This is a genomic window from Aeromonas sp. JL9 (assembly GCF_024436075.1).
In the GTDB taxonomy this organism is placed as follows: Bacteria; Pseudomonadota; Gammaproteobacteria; order Enterobacterales; family Aeromonadaceae; genus Aeromonas; species Aeromonas veronii.
This window is the reverse complement of sequence record NZ_JANFNV010000047.1, coordinates 1-19,544: the sequence shown is the minus strand read 5'-3', so window position 1 is coordinate 19,544 and position 19,544 is coordinate 1. Positions and strand designations below refer to the sequence as shown.

Annotated in this window: 17 protein-coding genes; 7 read left to right on the top strand and 10 right to left on the bottom strand. The window is 60.4% G+C overall.

Translation table 11 applies throughout. The annotated features are described in order from the left end of the window. Nucleotides 1–133 precede the first annotated feature (133 nt). Both glyS and glyQ read right to left on the bottom strand, forming a co-directional pair. Nucleotides 134–2,203, bottom strand: coding sequence for a glycine--tRNA ligase subunit beta (gene glyS, locus NOM06_RS20090; RefSeq protein ID WP_255912923.1), 2,070 nt, complete (start codon nt 2,201–2,203; stop codon nt 134–136). Nucleotides 2,204–2,212: 9 nt separating this feature from the next. Continuing rightward, nucleotides 2,213–3,136: a glycine--tRNA ligase subunit alpha gene (gene glyQ / locus NOM06_RS20085; RefSeq protein WP_005339464.1), complete on the bottom strand. Its 924-nt coding sequence runs from the start codon at nt 3,134–3,136 to the stop codon at nt 2,213–2,215. A 222-nt stretch (nt 3,137–3,358) separates the two neighbouring features. On the opposite strand from glyQ, the gene NOM06_RS20080 reads away from it, so the two are divergent. After that, on the top strand, nt 3,359–3,922 hold the full coding sequence (locus tag NOM06_RS20080; protein ID WP_255912922.1) for a DNA-3-methyladenine glycosylase I: 564 nt from the start codon (nt 3,359–3,361) through the stop codon (nt 3,920–3,922). A 138-nt stretch (nt 3,923–4,060) separates the two neighbouring features. After that, complete coding sequence (locus NOM06_RS20075; RefSeq protein WP_005339468.1) at nt 4,061–4,717, top strand: OmpA family lipoprotein; 657 nt, start codon at nt 4,061–4,063, stop codon at nt 4,715–4,717. A 144-nt stretch (nt 4,718–4,861) separates the two neighbouring features. On the opposite strand, the gene NOM06_RS20070 is transcribed toward NOM06_RS20075, so the two are convergent. Together NOM06_RS20070 and tusA are read right to left on the bottom strand one after the other, a co-directional pair. Beyond that, nucleotides 4,862–5,209, bottom strand: coding sequence for a RidA family protein (locus NOM06_RS20070; protein WP_021229265.1), 348 nt, complete (start codon nt 5,207–5,209; stop codon nt 4,862–4,864). A gap of 21 nt (nt 5,210–5,230) precedes the next feature. Then, nucleotides 5,231–5,476, bottom strand: coding sequence for a sulfurtransferase TusA (gene tusA, locus NOM06_RS20065; RefSeq protein WP_005339470.1), 246 nt, complete (start codon nt 5,474–5,476; stop codon nt 5,231–5,233). A 169-nt stretch (nt 5,477–5,645) separates the two neighbouring features. Here tusA and NOM06_RS20060 point away from each other — a divergent pair, with 169 nt between their 5' ends. After that, on the top strand, nt 5,646–5,837 hold the full coding sequence (locus tag NOM06_RS20060; protein ID WP_005339471.1) for a hypothetical protein: 192 nt from the start codon (nt 5,646–5,648) through the stop codon (nt 5,835–5,837). Between the two features lie 75 nt (nt 5,838–5,912). On the opposite strand, the gene NOM06_RS20055 is transcribed toward NOM06_RS20060, so the two are convergent. The 6 genes from NOM06_RS20055 to NOM06_RS20030 form a co-directional block, all read right to left on the bottom strand. After that, nucleotides 5,913–7,151 (bottom strand): ABC transporter substrate-binding protein, encoded by a 1,239-nt coding sequence (locus NOM06_RS20055; protein WP_255912921.1) that lies wholly within the window; start codon nt 7,149–7,151, stop codon nt 5,913–5,915. A 4-nt stretch (nt 7,152–7,155) separates the two neighbouring features. Further along, nucleotides 7,156–8,601: an ATP-binding protein gene (locus NOM06_RS20050; protein ID WP_005339474.1), complete on the bottom strand. Its 1,446-nt coding sequence runs from the start codon at nt 8,599–8,601 to the stop codon at nt 7,156–7,158. Next, nucleotides 8,598–9,320 (bottom strand): response regulator, encoded by a 723-nt coding sequence (locus NOM06_RS20045; RefSeq protein WP_005339475.1) that lies wholly within the window; start codon nt 9,318–9,320, stop codon nt 8,598–8,600. Before NOM06_RS20045 ends, NOM06_RS20050 begins: the two co-directional genes overlap by 4 nt. Before the next feature lie 278 nt (nt 9,321–9,598). Beyond that, complete coding sequence (gene fadA, locus NOM06_RS20040; protein ID WP_005342451.1) at nt 9,599–10,762, bottom strand: acetyl-CoA C-acyltransferase FadA; 1,164 nt, start codon at nt 10,760–10,762, stop codon at nt 9,599–9,601. 21 nt (nt 10,763–10,783) lie between these two features. Continuing rightward, entirely contained in the window at nt 10,784–12,931 is a 2,148-nt protein-coding gene (gene fadB / locus NOM06_RS20035; protein ID WP_255912920.1) for a fatty acid oxidation complex subunit alpha FadB, read from the bottom strand. Nucleotides 12,932–13,135: 204 nt separating this feature from the next. After that, on the bottom strand, nt 13,136–15,073 hold the full coding sequence (locus NOM06_RS20030) for an acetoacetate--CoA ligase (RefSeq protein ID WP_255912919.1): 1,938 nt from the start codon (nt 15,071–15,073) through the stop codon (nt 13,136–13,138). A gap of 191 nt (nt 15,074–15,264) precedes the next feature. On the opposite strand from NOM06_RS20030, the gene pepQ reads away from it, so the two are divergent. Genes pepQ through hemG form a run of 4 tightly spaced genes read left to right on the top strand, consistent with a single transcriptional unit; the run spans nt 15,265 to nt 19,230 of the window. Beyond that, a complete protein-coding gene (pepQ, locus tag NOM06_RS20025; RefSeq protein WP_255912918.1) occupies nt 15,265–16,587 on the top strand; it encodes a Xaa-Pro dipeptidase in 1,323 nt (440 codons plus the stop codon). Further along, on the top strand, nt 16,587–17,204 hold the full coding sequence (locus NOM06_RS20020) for a YigZ family protein (protein WP_255912917.1): 618 nt from the start codon (nt 16,587–16,589) through the stop codon (nt 17,202–17,204). The genes pepQ and NOM06_RS20020 overlap by 1 nt, the downstream gene beginning before the upstream one ends. Nucleotides 17,205–17,240: 36 nt before the next feature. Beyond that, on the top strand, nt 17,241–18,698 hold the full coding sequence (locus NOM06_RS20015; RefSeq protein WP_005339482.1) for a TrkH family potassium uptake protein: 1,458 nt from the start codon (nt 17,241–17,243) through the stop codon (nt 18,696–18,698). Nucleotides 18,699–18,705: 7 nt separating this feature from the next. Continuing rightward, nucleotides 18,706–19,230: a menaquinone-dependent protoporphyrinogen IX dehydrogenase gene (hemG, locus tag NOM06_RS20010; RefSeq protein WP_005339483.1), complete on the top strand. Its 525-nt coding sequence runs from the start codon at nt 18,706–18,708 to the stop codon at nt 19,228–19,230. The last annotated feature ends 314 nt before the right edge of the window (nt 19,231–19,544 follow it).

Sequence of the window (19,544 nt, the reverse complement as noted above, 5' to 3'; positions counted from 1 at the left end):
TTTTGTTATCCGGTTTGAAGCCGTATGACCACTCCCTTTTGTGGGCAACTGTCAGGTGAATACCATCTCCATACAGACTTAATAAAAACGGCGCCTTTCGGCGCCGTTTTTAATATCACCTACCCAACCAACATCACTGCAGCAGGGAGATATCCGCGACTTGCAGGAACAGGTTGCGCAGGTTGTTCAGCAGTGCCAGACGGTTGGCCTTGAGGGCCTCGTCGTCGGCCATCACCATCACCTCGTTGAAGAAGGTATCGACCGGCTCGCGCAGGGCGGCCAGACGGGTGAGGGCAGCCTGATAGTCACCGGCGGCGAACAGCGGGGCCAGTTCGGCTTGCAGTTCGGCAACCTGGGTGGCCAGCGCCTTCTCGGCGGCATCGACCAGCAGTTCCGGTTTGACGGCGGTCGGCAACTCGCCTTCGACCTTGGCCAGAATGTTGCTCACGCGCTTGTTGGCGGCAGCCAGAGCCAGTGCGGCATCCAGCGTACGGAAGTGGCTGACGGCCTTGACGCGACGATCGAAGTCGAGCGGACGGGTCGGGCGGCGGGCCAGTACGGCCAGCACTACATCGGCACCGATGCCTTCGTCCTGATAGGCGGCGCGGAAGCGGCCCAGCATAAAGTCGACCACGTCGGTGACGACGGTTTTGTTGGTCAGCTTGTCGCCGTAGACGCGTACCGCTTCTTCAACCAGTTCAACCAGATCCAGATCCAGCTGCTTCTCGGTCATGATGCGCAGGGCACCGATGGCGGCGCGACGCAGGGCGAACGGGTCCTTGTCACCCTTCGGCAGCATGCCGATGCCGAAGATACCGGCCAGGGTGTCGAACTTGTCGGCCAGCGCGACGGCGCAGGCAACCAGACCGGACGGCAGGGCATCACCGGCAAAGCGCGGCATGTACTGCTCGTTGAGGGCCACGGCCACTGCTTCGTCTTCGCCATCGTGACGGGCGTAGTGCATCCCCATGACACCCTGGGTGTCGGTGAACTCACCGACCATGTTGGTCATCAGGTCACACTTGGAGAGCAGACCGGCACGCTTGGCCTGAGCCACGTCGGCGCCGATACGCTCGGCGATAAAGCCGGCGACGGTCTCGATGCGCTCGACCTTGGCCTTGACGGTACCCAGCTGTTGCTGGAACAGCACGGTTTCAAGGCGCGGCAGGCGGGAGGCCAGGGTCTGCTTGAGGTCGGTCTTGAAGAAGAACTCGGCGTCTGAGAGACGGGGGCGAACCACCTTCTCGTTGCCGCTGATGATCTGGCTCGGGTCTTTGGACTCGATGTTGGTGACGAAGATGAACTTCGGCAGCAGCTTGCCGTTCTTGTCGTAGACCGGGAAGTACTTCTGGTCACCCTTCATGGTGTGAACCAGCGCTTCAGCCGGCACGGCCAGGAACTTCTCTTCGAAGTTGGCGGTCAGCACCACAGGCCACTCGACCAGTGCGGTCACTTCTTCCAGCAGGGCGTCGTCCAGATCGGCCACGCCACCGAAGGCGGCAGCGGCCGCTTCGACGTCAGCCTTGATCTTGGCCTTGCGCGCCATGAAGTCGGCAATCACCATGCCGCGCTCCTGCAGGATCTGCGGGTACTGGCTGGCGTTGTCGATGGTGAACTCGCTGTCGCCCATAAAGCGGTGGCCGCGAACGGTGCGGGCAGAGTCGATACCCAGAATGTGAGCGGGAACCAGCTCGCCATCCAGCAGCAGGGTCACGGTGAAGACCGGACGCACAAACTGGATGGTCTTGTCGCCCCAGCGCATCATCTTCGGGATCGGCAGCTTGGCCAGCGCAGAGGCGACCAGCTCGCCCAGCAGATCGACGGCCGGACGGCCTTCGACCTTGGCGGTGTGGACCAGCCACTCGCCCTTGTCGGTGACCAGACGCTCGGCCTGCTCAACGGTGATGCCGTTGCCACGGGCCCAGCCTTCGGCAGCCTTGGTCGGCTTGCCTTCGGCATCGAACGCCTGCGCCACGGCCGGGCCGCGCTTCTCGACGCTCTTGCTCGGCTGTTCGCCAGCCAGCTCGCTTACCTTCAGCGCCAGACGGCGCGGTGAGGCAAACCACTCGACGTCGCCGAAGGCCAGATCGGCCTTGGTCAGTTCGGCTTTGAAGTTGTCGGCAAAGGCTTCGGCCAGGGAGCGCAGGGCTTTGGGCGGCAGCTCAGCAGTACCGATCTCTACCAGAAATGTATGTTGTGCCATGTCCGTTCCTTAACCTTGCTTGTTCTCACTGCGCTGACACATCGGGAAGCCCAGCGCTTCGCGGGAGGCGTAGTATGCCTCTGCCACGGCCTTGGTCAGGGTGCGAATGCGCAGGATGTAGCGCTGACGCTCGGTGACCGAGATGGCCTTGCGGGCATCCAGCAGGTTGAAGGAGTGAGCGGCCTTGAGGATGCGCTCGTAGGCAGGCAGCGGCAGCGGTTTTTCCAGTGCCAGCAGGTTCTGGGCTTCCTTCTCGTACTGCTCGAAGCAGTGGAACAGGAACTCCACATCGGCGTGTTCGAAGTTGTAGGTGGATTGCTCCACTTCGTTCTGGTGGAACACGTCGCCGTAGGTGGTCTTGCCCAGCGGGCCGTCAGACCAGACCAGATCGTAGACGCTGTCCACGCCCTGAATGTACATGGCCAGACGCTCGAGACCGTAGGTGATCTCGCCGGTGACCGGCTTGCACTCGAGGCCGCCAACCTGCTGGAAGTAGGTGAACTGGGTCACTTCCATGCCGTTCAGCCACACTTCCCAACCCAGACCCCAGGCACCCAGAGTCGGGTTTTCCCAGTTGTCTTCCACGAAGCGGATGTCGTGGATTTCAGGATCCATGCCCAGCTCTTTCAGGGAGCCCAGATAGAGTTCCTGAATGTTGTCGGGGGAAGGCTTGATGATCACCTGGAACTGGTAGTAGTGCTGCAGGCGGTTCGGGTTTTCACCGTAGCGGCCATCGGTCGGACGGCGGGACGGTTGCACGTAAGCGCAGGCGATGGGCTCCGGGCCCAGGGCACGCAGACAGGTCATGGGGTGGGAAGTACCGGCACCCACTTCCATATCCAGCGGCTGAATGATGGTACAGCCCTGGCGGGACCAATAGTCCTGCAGCTGCAGGATCAGGCCCTGAAAGGTTTTGACATCGAATTTTTGCATAATTTTTTTCGCGCGAAGTGAAAATCAGAGCAAGATTTGCTGAATGTGAACCGAGGGAGTATACCGTCTGGCATGGTCGGATAATAGGCGAAATTGCAGCGGATTCGCGGGATGGTGCTGCGCCCTGGCTGGTCGGGCGGGATGTCCGGTATATGATGTGAGCAGTGCCGCCTGCAGAGTGGGCAGGGTCGGGCAAACCGCTGAAATAACGAGGGAGAGGAAATGGAACTGCGCTGCGCCTGGGTGACCAAAGACCCGGAATACATTGAATACCATGACAAACAGTGGGGCAGGCCGGTCTATGACTCGCGCGAGCTGTTTGCCAAGCTCTGCCTCGACGGCCAGCAGGCGGGGCTGTCGTGGCTCACCATCCTCAAGCGCACCGAGAGCTATTACCGCGCCTATGCGGACTTTGATCCGGTGCAGATTGCCCGCTTCGACGAGCAGGATGTGGAGAGGCTGATGCAGGACAGCGGCATTATCCGCAACCGGCTCAAGGTGCAGTCGATCATCAGAAATGCCCGCGCTTATCTGGCGTTGCAGGAGCAGGGGATCGACTTCGCCGACTACCTGTGGGGCTTTGTCGGCGGCGCCCCCATCGTCAACCAGCGCCAGGGCAACGGCGATATTCCGGCGACCTCGCCGGAGTCGGATGCCATGTCGAAAGCGCTCAAGAAGCTCGGCTTCAACTTCGTCGGCAGCACCATCTGTTACGCCTTTATGCAGGCGGTGGGGATGGTGAACGATCATCTGGTCAGCTGTCCTTGCCACGCCGAGTGTCAGTGACCGCGCTGACAACCCGCCGATTGCCCAAAAAAACACCACTCTCGCCATCTGTTCAGGCTTGCGTCAGACAATGGCGTGCCAGCGCGTTACAATCCGGCCCCCGGCATGGTGCCGGATTGTTTTCACAGAGGTTTTTTCATGCGAGCCAAGATCTTGGTGCCTGCTCTGGCACTGACCGTTGCCCTGAGCGGCTGTACCACCAACCCCTACACAGGTGAATCCCAGACCTCCAAAGGTGCCTGGGGCGCGCTGGCTGGCGCCGCTGCCGGTGCGGCCGTAGGTGCGCTCTCCTCCAGCAAGGGTGACCGCAAGAAGGGCATCCTGACCGGCGTTGCTGCTGGCGCGGCGCTGGGTGGTGGTATCGGCTACTACATGGACGTGCAGGAAGCCAAGCTGCGCGAGAAGCTGCAAGGCACTGGCGTCAGCGTGACCCGCAATGGCAATGAGCTGATCCTCAACATGCCGAACAACGTGACCTTCGACAGCTCCAGCTCCCAGCTGAAAGCGGCCGGTGCCAACACCCTCTCCGGTGTGGCCATGGTCGTTGCCGAGTTCGACAAGACCCGCCTGAACGTGGTCGGTCACACCGACAGCACCGGTTCCCGCGATCTGAACATGAAGCTCTCCCGCGATCGTGCCGATGCCGTTGCCGCCCAGCTGATTGGTCAGGGCGTAGCAGGTAGCCGCATCTCCACCACCGGCGTGGGCCCGGATCAGCCGGTTGCTACCAACAGCACCGCCGCTGGCAAAGCCCAGAACCGCCGCGTGACCATTACCCTGACCCCGACCGCCTAAGTCGTTCAGGTTTCGGTAACGAAAAGGCCCCGCCAGTGATGGCGGGGCCTTTCTATTGGCGCCGTGGCGAGCAATGACGCCTTGTTGTTTGCTCCCTTCTCCCCTCGTGGGAGAAGGGGCGGGGATGAGGGGGATAAGCGCCTCTTAGACAGCCGCTGTCAGCTGTACTTCGACCTTGTAGCCTTCGTGGGCGAGACGGGCCTGTACGCAGGCGCGCACGGGGGCGGTGCCAGCCGGGATCCAGGCATCCCACTGCTCGTTGAAGGCGGCGATGTCACCAATGTCTTTCAGATAGATATTGGCCATCAGAATTTTGTCTACGCCGGAGCCGTTGGCTTCCAACAGGCGCTGCAGGCTCGCCAGCACTTCGCGGGTCTGCTGGTGGATATCGGCCTCTTCGCTGACGGGCACTTCCACCACATAGAGGGTGCCATTGTGGATGACCACGTCTGACCAACGCTGGGTGGTGCCGATTCGGGTAATGGTTGTCATGGAGTGCTCCGGTATGGGGGCTTATTGACCCTTGCGGATCAGGTAGCGATAGGGGGCCTGCTCTGTCTCGCTGGCGACCAGGGTGTGATCCATAAAGCGGCAGAAACTGGGGATGTCGCGGGTGGTTGAAGGATCGTCGGCGCTGACCAGCAGGGTCTCGCCATCCGCCATCAGCCGCACTTTCTTGCGAACCATCATAACGGGTTCCGGGCAACGAAGCCCGATTGCGTCCAACTCGTGAGTTGCGCCGCAGAATAAATCACTCATCTATTATCAACCTTCAACCTATTCGGCTGCCAATGATACTCAGGGCTAAAAAATAATCAAACAAACGCCCCATCAACCAGCATATGTAACCGAAATGTTATTCGGCCCTATCCAGCGTGCGCCGGACGAGTAATATAAAAATTGAACCATATTCAACAAGGAGGTGAATATGCAGGTCTCCTACGGCAGATTACAGGCCTATGCAGGCATGGGGTTCTTGTCCTTCGCCATGATAGTGATGGGCAGCCCGATCGGGAACACCGGTACCTGGTTCGGCTCCATGGTGATGGTCGGGTTGGGGCTCTGGATCGAGCTCAGCGATTACTATGACGAGGATGAGGACGAGAACGATCAATCCTGAATCGGATGACGATTCAACAACAAAGGCGGAGCAATTCCGCCTTTGTCATTTCTGCCGTTTGGCAATGTGCCCGGATCAGCGGGTCGAGCGCATTGCCCGTTCCAGATGCAGCGCCGTCTGCTGCGGGTTTGCTTTGGGGTCGTTGAAGTAGTTGCTCAGCACATCGAGGATCGCCTGCCGCATATTGGTCGGCGTCGCCATCCCTTCCGCCATGCTGGGCAGCAGGTTGTCCTGCTTTTCCGCCAGCAGGAAGTCCTGATAGGAGCGTACGGCGCAGCGGTCGAACTTGCTCATGTCGGGATTGGTCAGCGCCGGGATCGACCCCTTCACCCGATTGAACTCCTCCTGGAATTGTGGCGTCATCAGCAGCTGGGCCAGATCCCCCTGTGCCTGCAGCTGGGCCGGATCCCGCTGTTTGAACATGGCGATGGAGTCGAGGTTGTAGCTGAACAGTCCGGCGCTGCCCGGGCTCGGCAGACAGGCGATATCCTCACCCGGCCGGTAGTTGCCCGCGCTCAGCTCCCCCTTCACCCAGTCGCCCATTACCTGCATGGCGGCGCCACCGCTCTCCAGCAGATTGGTGGCCTGATGCCACTTCAGACCGGCGTATTTTTGCGGCACATAGGCACGCAGCTGCTGGAAACGGGTCAACACCCGCACCATGTCGGGGCCGGTCAGGGTGGCGCTGTCCTGCTCGAGGAACGCCTTGCGATAGAATTCTTTACCCCCCTCACCGAGCGCCACCGTTTCAAACAGTACCGCCAGCTGCCAGGGCTCGTTGCCGATGGCGAGCGGGGTGATGCCCCGTTTTTTAAGCTGGTCGGCGACGGTGACAAACTGGGCCCAGTCGGTGGGTGGAGTCAGCTTGTTGCGCTCGAAGATCTTGCGGTTTAGCCACAGCCAGTTGACCCGGTGGATGCCGGTGGGCACCGCCATCAGGGCGCCATTCTGGCTGAGGGTGGCCCGTACCATGGGCGGCATCTGGCTGTACCAGCCGAGGTGTTCGGCCATGGGGGTGAGATCGCGCAGGAAGCCGAGCCCGGCCCACTCCTTGAGTTCATAGCCCTTGAGGTGAGCTGCTTCGGGCGGGTTGGCCGCCAGTGCCCGGCTCTTCAATACCGTCATGGCACTCTTGCCGCCGCCGCCCTGTACCGCGAAGTCGTTCCACTGGTTGCCCTGTTTGGCCCACTCGGATTTGAGCACTTCGACCGCTTTCGCTTCGCCGCCGGACGTCCACCAGTGCAGTACCTCCACCTGGGAGGCGGTAACTGGAGCAGAGAGCAGGGCGATGACAGAAAAAGACAACCACTTCATAAGGTTACTGCCTTGGTAGGGAGAGCGTGGCCTGCAGGCCACCTTGCGGACGGTTTTCCAGCACCAGATCGCCGCCGTGGGCGTGGGCTATGTTGCGGGCGATGCCAAGGCCGAGGCCGGTGCCGGCCTGATCGGTACTGAGCCGGTAATAGGGTTCGAAGATGCGCTCAAACTGATCGTCTGGCAGGCCGGGGCCCTCATCCATGATAAAGAGGATCAGCATCTCCTCGTCATCCATGATGATGATGCGCACCCGCTGGCCGTACTTGATGCCGTTGTCTACCAGATTGCCGATGCAGCGCTTGAGCGCCAGTAGCTTGCCGCGATAGGGCCACTTGCAGTGGCCTTCGATGGTCAGCCGCTCGTCGTGCAGGTTCATCGACTCCGCCATCTGCTCCAGCAGGGCGTTGATGTCGATCTCCTCGATATTCTCGTGAATGTCGGTCTCTTTGACCGTCTGCAGCGCCCCTTTCACCATCAGCTCCAGCTCGTCGAGATCCTTGTTGAACTTGGCGATCTGTACCTCGTCATCGAGCAGTTCGACCCGTAGCCGCAGCCGGGTGATGGGGGTCTTGAGGTCGTGGGAAATCGAGCTGAACAGCCGCTCTCTATCGTCGATATAGCGGCGGATCCGGTGCTGCATGATATTGAAGGCGCGGGTCGCCGCCACGATTTCCGACGCTCCTTCCTCCTTGAGCGAAGGCTGATCAATATCCTTGCCCAGATTCACCGCCGCCTTGGCGAGACGGCGCAGCGGCCGGGTCTGCCAGCGCACCAGCATAAAGGTGAAGAAGCAGAGGAACACCGTCATCAGGGCGATGAAACGCACCTGGTTGCTTGGCATCACGGTATCGTCGAGGGTCATGTAGGGGGCGGGCAGCAGGGCCGCCAGATAGAGCCACTCCCCCTTTTCAATCTCGATCTGGGTCACCAGTACCGGTGGATTGAGCGGCTCCAGCGACAGGGTGTAGCGGGCCCAGGAGGAGGGGAGATCCGCCAGCAGGGTGTCGTTGTTGAAGACGTGGAGGTCGTCGGGGCGGGAGAAGTCCACCTTGATCGCCATGGCGTCGGAGAGCTTGCGGGTCAGCACTCCCTGCACCTCCTCCAGCACCTGCGTCTTGCGTTCGCTGTCGGGGATGGCGTTGATGTGGATCTCTTCCTCGTTGAGCGAGACGAAGAAGCGGCTGCCCCCCATGTTGCGCAGCTGGTCCAGCGCGATATGGCGATACTGCAGCGGCAGGGATTTGAAGAAGTTGACGGTGGAAGCGGCAGACATGGCGAGGTTGCGGGTGGTGCTGAGCATCCCCTCCAGCTCCCGCTTCTGGATCTGCTGCATCCAGATGCCGGTCAGAATGGTCTGGGAGAGCAGGATGGCCAGCAACAGCAGCAGGATCATCCGTGACAACAGGGAGCGGGGCACCAGCGCCCCCCAGGACCACTTGTTGCTCATGGCAGCTCGTGCACCTCGGCAATCAGCATGTAGCCACTGCCGCGAATGGTCTTGATGATGCGCGGGCTCTTGCCGTTGTCGCCCAGCTTCTGGCGCAGACGGCTGATCTGTACGTCGATGCCGCGCTCCATCGGCAGGCTTTCGCGGCCGCGGGTGGCATCCGAGATGGTGTCCCGATCTAGCACCACGCCGGGCTGTTGCAGGAACATGCCGAGCAGCATGGCATCGCTGCCGGAGAGATCCAGCAGGCTGCCATCATCATGGGTCAGCTGGTGGCTCAGGGTGTCGAGGGTCCACTCGGCAAAACGCAGGCGGCGGCTTGGCTCTTTCTCTTTTTCCGGCTGGCGGAATTCGGCGCGGCGCAGCAGCGCCTTGATGCGGGCCTGCAGTTCACGGGGGCTGAACGGCTTGGCGATATAGTCGTCGGCGCCGAGTTCCAGGCCGATCACCCGATCCGCTTCGTCGGAGGCGGCGGTCAGCATGATGATGGGCACCTGGGAGTCACGACGGATCTGCTGGCAGAGGGTAAAACCGTCCTCGCCGGGCATCATGATGTCCAGAATGATCAGGTCCGGGCTGTGCTGGGCGAGTTGCTGGCGCATCTCGTTGCCCTCCGCCGCCGTCAATACCTGAAAGCCCGCCCGGGTCAGGTATTCATTGAGCAGCTCGCGGATCTCTTGGTCGTCATCGACGATCAGCAGTTGTTTGCTCATTGACATATGTATGTGCATCCACCCATTTTTTTGTGCAGATTGAACCTGTCGGGGGAGTAAAAAGCAAGCAAGCCCCCTATCTAATGTGAGGTTTAAGGCAATAACAGCCTATTGATAAGATTAAAACGAAAAAAGGCCGACCCAAACGGGACGGCCAACAGACAGCTTCTGACCACTGACGAGCACCCCGTGTGGCGATCGTCACAGACTTGAAAAGGGGCCAGTCAGACTGGCCCCGAAAAGGGACAACTCTCAGTAGTGCATCCCGTCGATCCGGCTGGTTATCACACCCGTTCAAACACGGTGGCGATGCCCTGGCCCAGACCGATACACATGGTGGCAACCCCCAGGGTGGCATCCTTCTCCTCCATCAGATTGATGAGGGTGGTGGAGATGCGGGCGCCGGAGCAGCCGAGCGGGTGACCCAGGGCAATGGCGCCGCCATTCAGGTTCACCTTCTCGTCCACCAGATCCTGCAGACCCAGATCCTTCACGCAAGGCAGAGACTGGGCGGCAAACGCCTCGTTCAGCTCGAACAGGTCGATATCACCGACAGTCAGACCGGCACGTTTGAGCGCCTTCTGGGTCGCCGGCACCGGGCCGTAACCCATGATGGCGGCGTCACAGCCGGCGATGGCCATGGCACGTACCTTGGCGCGCGGCGTGAGGCCGAGGGCCTTGGCGCGATCCGCGCTCATCACCAGCATGGCGGCGGCGCCATCGGACAGGGCCGAGGAGCTGCCGGCGGTGACGGTGCCGTTGACCGGGTCGAACACCGGGCGCAGTTGGCTCAGGGTTTCGACCGTGGTCTCCGGGCGGATCACCTCGTCGTAGTCGTAGAAGAAGCGGGCGCCGCTGGCGTCGTGCCCTTCCAGCCCGACGATCTCCTTGGCAAAACGGCCTTCCACGGTGGCGGCGTGAGCTCGGCGGTGGGAGCGGGCGGCAAACTCGTCCTGCTGCTGGCGGCTGATGCCGTGCAGCTTGCCGAGCATCTCGGCGGTCAGCCCCATCATGCCGGAGGCTTTCGCCACCGACTTGGCCATGCCCGGGTGGAAGTCGACGCCGTGGCTCATCGGTACGTGACCCATGTGCTCGACGCCGCCGATGATGAAGATATCCCCATCACCCACCTGAATGGCGCGAGAGGCATCGTGCAGCGCCTGCATGGAGGAGCCACACAGGCGGTTGACGGTGACCGCCCCCACCTGCTTCGGAATACCGGCCAGCAGCGCGGCGTTGCGGGCGATGTTGAAGCCCTGCTCCAGGGTCTGCTGCACGCAGCCCCAGTAGATATCCTCGATCTCGTTCGGGTCGAGGTTGGGGTTGCGCAGCAGGATGGATTTCATCAGGTGCGCGGACAGATCTTCTGCACGCACGTTGCGGAAGGCGCCGCCCTTGGACCGGCCCATCGGGGTCCGGATACAGTCGACAATGACTACGTCTTTCATGAATGGATCTCCTTTCCGCAATCAGTAGAAGGTTTTGCCCTGGGCGGCCATCTCGCGTAAGCGGTCGCTGACGCGGTAGAGCGGGCCCAAGTCGGCATACTGGTCGGCCATGGCCACGTAGCGATCCAGACCAATGGTGTCCAGATAGCGGAACACGCCGCCGCGGAAGGGAGGGAAGCCCAGACCGTAGACCAGCGCGATGTCGGCTTCGGCTGGCGTGGCGACTATGCCCTCTTCCAGACAGAGCACCACCTCGTTGATCATCGGGATCATCATGCGAGCGATGATGGCGTCCTTGTCGAAATCCTGTTTCGGCTTGGCGATGGGGGCCAGCAGCTCGTAAGCAGAGGCGTCGGCCACCTTCTTCGGTTTGCCCTTCTTGTCCTGCTCGTAGGCGTAGAAGCCCTTGCCGTTCTTCTGACCGAAGCGGTTCACTTCGTACATCACGTCGATGGCGGTGCGACCTTCCTTGCTCATGCGTGCCGGGAAGCCCTGCGCCATCACGTCACCGGCATGGTGACCGGTGTCGATACCGACCACGTCCAGCAGGTAGGCGGGGCCCATCGGCCAGCCGAACTCCTTCTCCATTACCTTGTCGACGGCGGCGAAGTCGGCACCATCGGCAACCAGCTTGTTGAAGCCGAAGAAGTAGGGGAACAGCACCCGGTTGACGAAGAAGCCCGGGCAGTCGTTGACCACCACCGGGGACTTGCCCATGGCGGCGGCATAGGCCACCACGCGGTTGATGGTTTCATCTGAAGTCTGCTCGCCGCGAATGATCTCAACCAGTGGCATGCGGTGCACCGGGTTGAAGAAGTGCATGCCGCAGAAGTTCTGCGGGCGCTTCAGCCCCTTGGCCAGCAGGGAGATGGGAATGGTGGAGGTGTTGCTGGCGAGCACGGCGTCTTCGCCAATGATTCCTTCCACTTCGCCCAGTACGGCGGCTTTCACTTTCGGGTTTTCAACCACAGCTTCGACGACGATGTCCACGCCTTTGACGTTGTCATAGCTGAGAGTCGGAGTGATGGCGGAGAGCACCTGGCCCATCTTGATGCCGTCGATGCGGCCCTTCTCGAGCTGGCCGTTGAGCAGCTTGGTGGCTTCGCTCATGCCAAGTGCCAGCGCCTTCTCGTTGATGTCCTTCATCACCGCCGGAATGCCCTTGCTGGCAGACTGGTAGGCGATGCCGCCACCCATGATGCCGGCTCCCAGTACGGCGGCGTGGCCAGTGGCCTTGCTCGCCTGCTTGGCCGCCTTCTTGGCCAGCGCCTTGATGTGCTGATCGTTCAGGAAGATCCCGACCAGTGCCTTGGCGACATCGGTCTTGGCCAGCTTGATAAAGCCCTGTGCTTCAACGACCAGCGCCTCGTCACGGCCCATACCTGCGGCGGCTTCGACGGTTTTCACCGCAGTCATCGGCGCCGGATAGTGTTTGCCCGCCACGGCGGCAACCATGCCGGCGGCGGTGGTGAAGCTCATCATGGCTTCCAGTTTGGAGAGGCGCAGCGGCGCTTTTTTGGCTGCGCGACGGCTCTGCCAGTCCAGCTTGCCCGCGATGGCGTCCTTGATCATCTGCAGCGCAGCGCTCTGCAGTAAGTCCGGGGCGACCACGGCATCGATGGCACCCACCTTGAGGGCGTCATCGGCACGGTAATCCTTGCCGGTGGTGATCCACTCCAGTGCGTTGTCAGCGCCGATCACTCGCGGCAGGCGGACGGTGCCGCCAAAGCCCGGCATGATGCCGAGTTTGGTCTCGGGCAGGCCGATTTTGGCTGTGGTGTCAGCCAGACGGAAGTCGGTGGAGAGAATGGTCTCGCAGCCGCCGCCCAAGGCGTGGCCCTTGATGGCGGAGAGGGTCGGAACCGGCAGATCTTCGATGGCATTGAAGATGTCGTTGGCCTTTTTCAGCCAGCCGAGCAGATCTTCTTGCGGCAGATCGAACAGTTCCAGGAATTCGGTAATGTCGGCACCGACGATAAAGGCGTCTTTGCCGGAGGTGAGGATCAGACCTTTTAGTTCACGTTCTTGTTGTAATGCGGCGATCGCTTCGCTCAGGGAGAGCAGGGTAGCGCGATCCAGCTTGTTGACTGAACCCGGGGCATCAAACCTCAGTTCGGCGATGCCGTTTTCGAGGTAGCTGACCGACAGGGTTTCGCCTTGGTAGATCATGAGAGTGTCTCCTTGTTCCCACTCAGTGGGGAGTGGTGCTCCTTTATCCCCAGCAGGGGGCGAGGCTCACTATTGATCCAAAAGGAGACATTTTCAACACCTATTTAAAACATTTGTTTAACAGTTATCGAGTAAAAGCTCTTCATCACAAAACGGGCAAAAGAGAGGCGCCTTGCGGCGCCTCGGATAGATGTGAGTTTGTTATCAATTGGCCAGTTCCGGCCGGTTGCGATACTGGTTCAGCACCTCGGGATCGGCGAGGGCGTGGGTGTTGTTGACGGGTCTGTTGTGCACCACCTCCCGCACCGCCAGTTCGACGATCTTGCCGGACTTGGTGCGGGGGATGGCATCCACCTGCAGGATGCGGGCGGGCACGTGGCGGGCGGTGCAGTGCAGTTTTATCTGCTGGCGGATCCGTTCGCGCAGCGGCTCATCCAGCTTGCAACCCGCCTTGAGCTTGACGAACAGCACCACCCGCTCGTCCTGCTGCCACTGCTGGCCGATGACGATGCTCTCCTCCACCTCGTCCAGCTGCTCGACATAGCGGTAGATCTCGCTGGTGCCGATGCGCACGCCGCCCGGGTTGAGGGTGGCGTCGGAGCGGCCGTAGAACAGAATGCCACCGGTCGGTGTCAGCTCAATCCAGTCGCCGTGGCACCAGATGTTGTCGAACCGCTCGAAGTAGGCAGCGTGGTACTTGTCGCCATTTTCGTCGCCCCAGAAGTAGATGGGCTGGGCCGGGAACGGCTTGGTGCAGACCAGCTCGCCTTTCTCCCCCTGCACCGGCTGGCCCGCTTCGTTGAATACCTGCACCGCGAGGCCGAGGCCGCGCCCCTGGCTCTCGCCGCGATAGACAGGGCTGAGCGGGTTGCCGATGACGAAGCAGGAGCAGATGTCGGTGCCGCCGGAGATGGAGCTGAGCTGCACATCCTGCTTGATCTGCTGGTAGACGTAGTCGAATCCCTCCGGCGACAACACAGATCCGGTGCTGCAGATCAGCCGCAAGTGCGGCAAGTCGTGGGTCTTGATCGGGGCATAACCCTGCTTGTGCAGCGCATCCAGGTATTTGGCCGAGGTGCCGAACAAGCTGACCTGCTCATCACGGGCGAGATCCCACAGCACATTGCCATCCGGGTAAAACGGCGAGCCGTCATAGAGCACCAGAGTGGCGCCGGAGGCGAGCGCGCTCACCAGCCAGTTCCACATCATCCAGCCGCAGGTGGTGAAGTAGAAAATTCGCTCCCCCGGTTTGATGTCGCAGTGCAGCTGGTGCTCTTTCAGGTGTTGCAGCAGGGTACCGCCGATGCCGTGCACGATGCACTTGGGTTTGCCGGTGGTACCGGAGGAGTAGAGGATATAGAGTGGGTCGTTGAAAGCCATCGGCTCGAACTGGAGGCTGGCGTCCGGCTGGCTTGCCAGCAGTCGCTGCCAGTCGTGGCCAAGCTGCAGCGGGTTGCCGAGCAGGGGGATCATCACCGTCTGCTCTATGCAGCCGATCTGGCTGACGATCCCTGCCACTTTGTCCTGAATGTCGATAGCTTTACCGTTGTAGCGATAGCCATCCACCGCAAACAGCACCCGCGGCCGGGTCTGGCCGAAGCGCTCCAACACACTGGCCTCGCCAAAGTCGGGGCTGGTGGAGGTCCAGATCGCCCCGAGACTGGTGGTTGCCAGCATGGCAACCACGGTTTCCGGAATATTGGGCAGATAGGCGGCGACCACATCGCCACGACCAATCCCCTGATGACGCAGCCACTGTGCCAGCCGGGCAACCTGTTCCCCAAGCTCACGCCAGCTCAGGGTGCGGCTTGGGCTCCCTTCGATGCGGGCGATGATGGCCGGGCTCTCGTCCTGGCGGCGCAGCAGGTTTTCGGCGAAGTTGAGGCGGCTATCGGGGAACCAGCGGGTGCGCTGCATATCCTGACGGTTCTCCGCCACTATGTTGCCGAGCTCCCCCTTGACGCCGCAGTGCTGCCACACCAGCGGCCAGAAACGGGTGGTCTTCTCCACCGACCATTGATAAAGCTGCGGGTAATTCTGCAACTGCAAGCCGTGGAAACGGTTCACCTCCGCCATAAAACGGTAGAGGTTGGATTGCTGCATCCCGAGCGGATCCGGTTGCCACAGGCAGAGGTTGTCCATGAGTAATCCCTGACTTCATGTATCTACCGGCAGTGTATTGAATTGTTTTTGATTTGTTAATGATTGGTTTTCTGTTGATAACAAACACGTTTGTAACGTATGCGTTACCTCACGAAGCGGCAGCTTGACGGGTCGAGCCGCCAAGCGCTTGATGTTATGCTGCAATCACATTCACCTCGGAGCAGGACGCCATGAGCAGCTACAGCCAACTTTTTGCCCAGCACCTCGATACCTTGCAGCAGCGCACCCGCGACATTCTGCAACAACAGGGGCTCAGCGGACTGGCCATCCACTCCGGCCAGACCCACCGCATCTTCCTCGATGATCAGGATTATCCGTTCAAGGTAAACCCGCACTTCAAGGCCTGGTTGCCGGTACTGGACAATCCCCACTGCTGGCTGCTGGTGGACGGGGTGAACAAACCGGTATTGCTGTTCTACCGCCCTGTGGATTTCTGGCACAAGGTGGCGGATCTGCCCAATGCCTTCTGGGTCGAGTTCTTCGATATCCGTTTCCTGACCCGGCCGGAACAGGTGGCCGACCATCTACCTGCCAACAAGCAGGAGTGGGCCTATCTGGGTGGCCATCTGGAAGTGGCCGAGCTGCTGGGGCTGACCCAGCCCAATCCGGAGGCGGTGCTCAACTACCTGCACTATCACCGCGCCTACAAAACCCCCTACGAGCTGGAGTGTCTGCGCGAGGCGAACCGGATCGGGGTGCGCGGCCATATCGCCGCCAAGGACTCCTTTATGGCGGGGGCGAGCGAGTTCGAGATCAATCTGGCCTACATGAAGGCGGTCGGGCAGGGGGCCAATGAGGTGCCCTACGGCAATATCGTCGCCATCAACCGCAACGCTGCCATCCTTCACTACACCCATTTGTCCGCCTTGCGGGTGCCCGATGCGGAGCGCCACTCTTTCCTGATCGATGCCGGCGTCGATTTTCACGGTTATGCCTCCGACATCACCCGCACCTGGGCGTGGCGGCGCGGCGAGTTCGCCGATCTGATTGCAGCCCTCGACGAGCAGCAGCAGGAGATCATCAAGGAGATCAAACCGGGTCGCCGCTACAGCGAGCTGCACCTGCAGATGCATCACAAGCTGGCGCGCCTGCTGCAAGCGACCGAGCTGGTGGATATGTCGGTAGACGAGATGATCAACACCGGGGTGACCAATGTCTTCTTCCCCCACGGCCTTGGCCACTTCCTCGGTTTGCAGGTGCACGATGCGGGCGGTTTCATGCAGGATGAGCGCGGCACCCATCTGGCGGCGCCCGAGCTGTTCCCCTATCTGCGCTGCACCCGGGTGATGGAGGTAGGCCAGGTGTTCACTATCGAGCCCGGTCTCTACTTCATCGACAGCCTGCTGGAGCCGCTGCGTCAGGGTGAACAGGGCAAGCGGGTCAACTGGAACAAGGTGGAGGCGCTGCGTCCGTTCGGCGGCATCCGCATCGAAGACAACGTGGTGCTGCACGCCAACGGGGTGGAGAACATGACCAGACAAGCAGGACTCTGATGGCTGCAGCGTACTCCATTCCGGCTGCCCCGCTGGAGTTGACCGAAGAGATAAAGAAGAGCCGCTTCATTACCCTGATCGCCCACACCCCGACCGTCGAGGCGGCCAAGGGGTGGATCAACGAAATCAAGCGTCAACATCCGACCGCGCGCCATCACTGCTGGGCGTTTGTGGCTGGTGCGCCGCAAGATAGTCAGGTTTATGGCTTCAGCGATGACGGCGAACCTTCCGGTACCGCGGGCAAGCCGATCCTGGCCCAGTTGATGGGCTCGGGGATCGGTGAAATCTGTGCCGTGGTGGTGCGTTACTACGGCGGCATCCAGCTTGGTACCGGTGGACTGGTCAAAGCCTATGGAGGCGGCGTCGGTGCTGCCCTCAAGCAATTGCCAACCCTGCTCAAGGTGCCGCGCACTCCCTCTCTCATTCACTGCGATTACGGTGACATGGGGACGGTCGAGTCGCTGATCAGCAGCCATAATGGCGAATTGCTGGCGGCGGATTACGGTCAGCAGGTCACCTTGCAGGTGGCGTGGGAGTCCTCGGTTTGGGCTCAGGTGGACCGTGAATTGACCGACCGGACTCATGGGCGGGTATCCCTCAGTCCCTTAGATGGCTAGAATCCATCGCTCTTTAATTGGGGAAAGGGAGCTGTAATGCACATTCTGAGCATTATTCGCATTGTTGGCCTGCTGGTTGCGCTGTTCAGCTCGACCATGCTGTTGCCTGCACTGGTGGCCTTTGGCTATCGGGATGGTGGTGGTGCCGAGTTCGTCAGCTCTTTTCTGATCGCCCTGCTGCTCGGCGTGGTGCTCTGGTTTCCCAATCGCTATCACAAGAAGGAGATGCGTTCGAAAGAGGGCTTTCTGATTGTGGTGCTGTTCTGGACTGTGCTGGGCAGTGTGGGGGCGGTGCCCTTCATCATGAGCGATGTGCCGGATATGTCGGTCTCGGAGGCCTTCTTCGAATCTTTTTCCGGCCTGACCACCACTGGCGCAACGGTATTGACCGGGCTCGATAATCTGCCCAAGGCGTTTCTGTTCTACCGCCAGCTGCTGCAGTGGCTGGGGGGGATGGGGATCATCGTACTGGCGGTGGCCATTCTGCCACTGCTGGGTATCGGGGGCATGCAGCTCTATCGTGCCGAGATCCCGGGGCCGGTAAAGGATACCAAGGTGACGCCGCGCATCGCCGAAACGGCCAAGGCGCTCTGGTTCATCTATCTGCTGCTGACCGCGCTCTGTGCGCTGGCCTACTGGCTCGCCGGGATGACGCTGTTCGATGCGGTCTGCCATTCGTTCTCGACTCTGTCGGTCGGTGGCTTCTCCACTCATGATGCCAGCATCGGTTTCTTCAACAGTCCGGTCATCAACCTGATTACCGTGGTGTTCCTGCTGCTGGCCAGCGTGAACTTTGCGCTCCACTTTACCGTCTTCTCTCACCGTCCGGTGCGGCTCGGTCGCTACCTTTACGATTCTGAACTCAAGGTGTTTCTGGCCATCCAGGCGACCCTGGTGATGATCTGCTTTGTCGCCTTGCTGACCCACGGACATTACGCCACCTGGCAAGAGGCGCTCAACCACGGTCTTTTCCAGGCGGTCTCTCTGGGGACCACCACCGGCTACAGCACCACGACCTATGCCGACTGGCCCTCGTTCCTGCCCATGCTGCTGATGTTCTCCGCCTTTATCGGCTGTTGCGCGGGCAGTACTGGCGGCGGCATCAAGGTGATGCGTTTCATGATCCTGTTCATGCAGGGGATGCGCGAGTTGAAGCGGTTGGTTCACCCCAGAGCCATCTATACCTTGAAGCTGGGGAATAGGGCGGTGCCCGAGCGCATCGTCGAGGCGGTGTGGGGCTACTTCGCCACCTATATTATTCTCTTCTTTATGTTCATGCTGCTGTTGCTGATGACGGGGCTGAACGAAGTGACCGCATTCACCGCTGTGGCTGCGGCTTTCACCAACGTAGGTCCGGGTTTGGGAGAGGTATCAGCCAACTTCGGCAATATCTCGCCAGCGGCCCAGTGGGTACTGGTGTTGGCTATGTTGTTTGGCCGATTGGAAATTTTCACGCTTCTGGTACTGTTTACTCCTGCATTCTGGCGTAGTTGAGGTTGTTATGGACAAGATTCTGGTGCTTTATTCCTCTCGGGATGGCCAAACCCGCAAAATAGTCGATGTCATGCTGGAGCAGATGCCGGGATGCGAAGTGGTGATGCACGACCTGCACACCTTGCCGATGTGCAACCTCAGCAAATATGCCAAGGTCTTGATCGGCGCCTCCATTCGTTATGGCAACTTCCACCCCAGCCTGTTCAGCTTTATTCACGCTCATCAGGAGCAGCTGGAGGTGGCCAATGCGGCCTTCTTCTGTGTCAACCTTACGGCCCGCAAGCCAGAGAAGCAGACGCCGCAAACCAATGCCTATATGAAGAAGTTCCTGCGCCTCTCTCCCTGGAAGCCGAAAACCTTGGGTGTGTTTGCCGGTGCGCTGCAGTACTCCCGCTATAACTGGTGGCAGACTCGCATCATCCAGCTGATCATGAAGATTACCGGTGGCAGTACCGACACCAGTAAGGACATTGAATTTACCGATTGGGAAAAGGTGCGCAGCTTTGCACGCGAATTCTGGTCAAAAAGGTAGCAGCGTGATGTAAATGCAGGGTTTCTTGCTCGAAACAGCCCCGCCGATGCGGGGCTTTTGTTTAATAAAGCAACGGTTGAACCGGAAAACTGTAAAAAGTGCCATTTTTTTGCAGTTTTCCTCTTGTCATCCCGGCGCAGCTCCCTATAATGCGCCCCTACCAGCACGGTGGAACACGCCGAACTGATGAGCCAGCTTCCTTGCGAAGTGGGCGCCGAAAGAAAAGCGAAAATAATTGCTTGACTTTCGAAGTGAGAGGCGTAATATGCGCCTCCTCAACGCGACAAGCGTGACGCTCTTTAACAATTTGAATC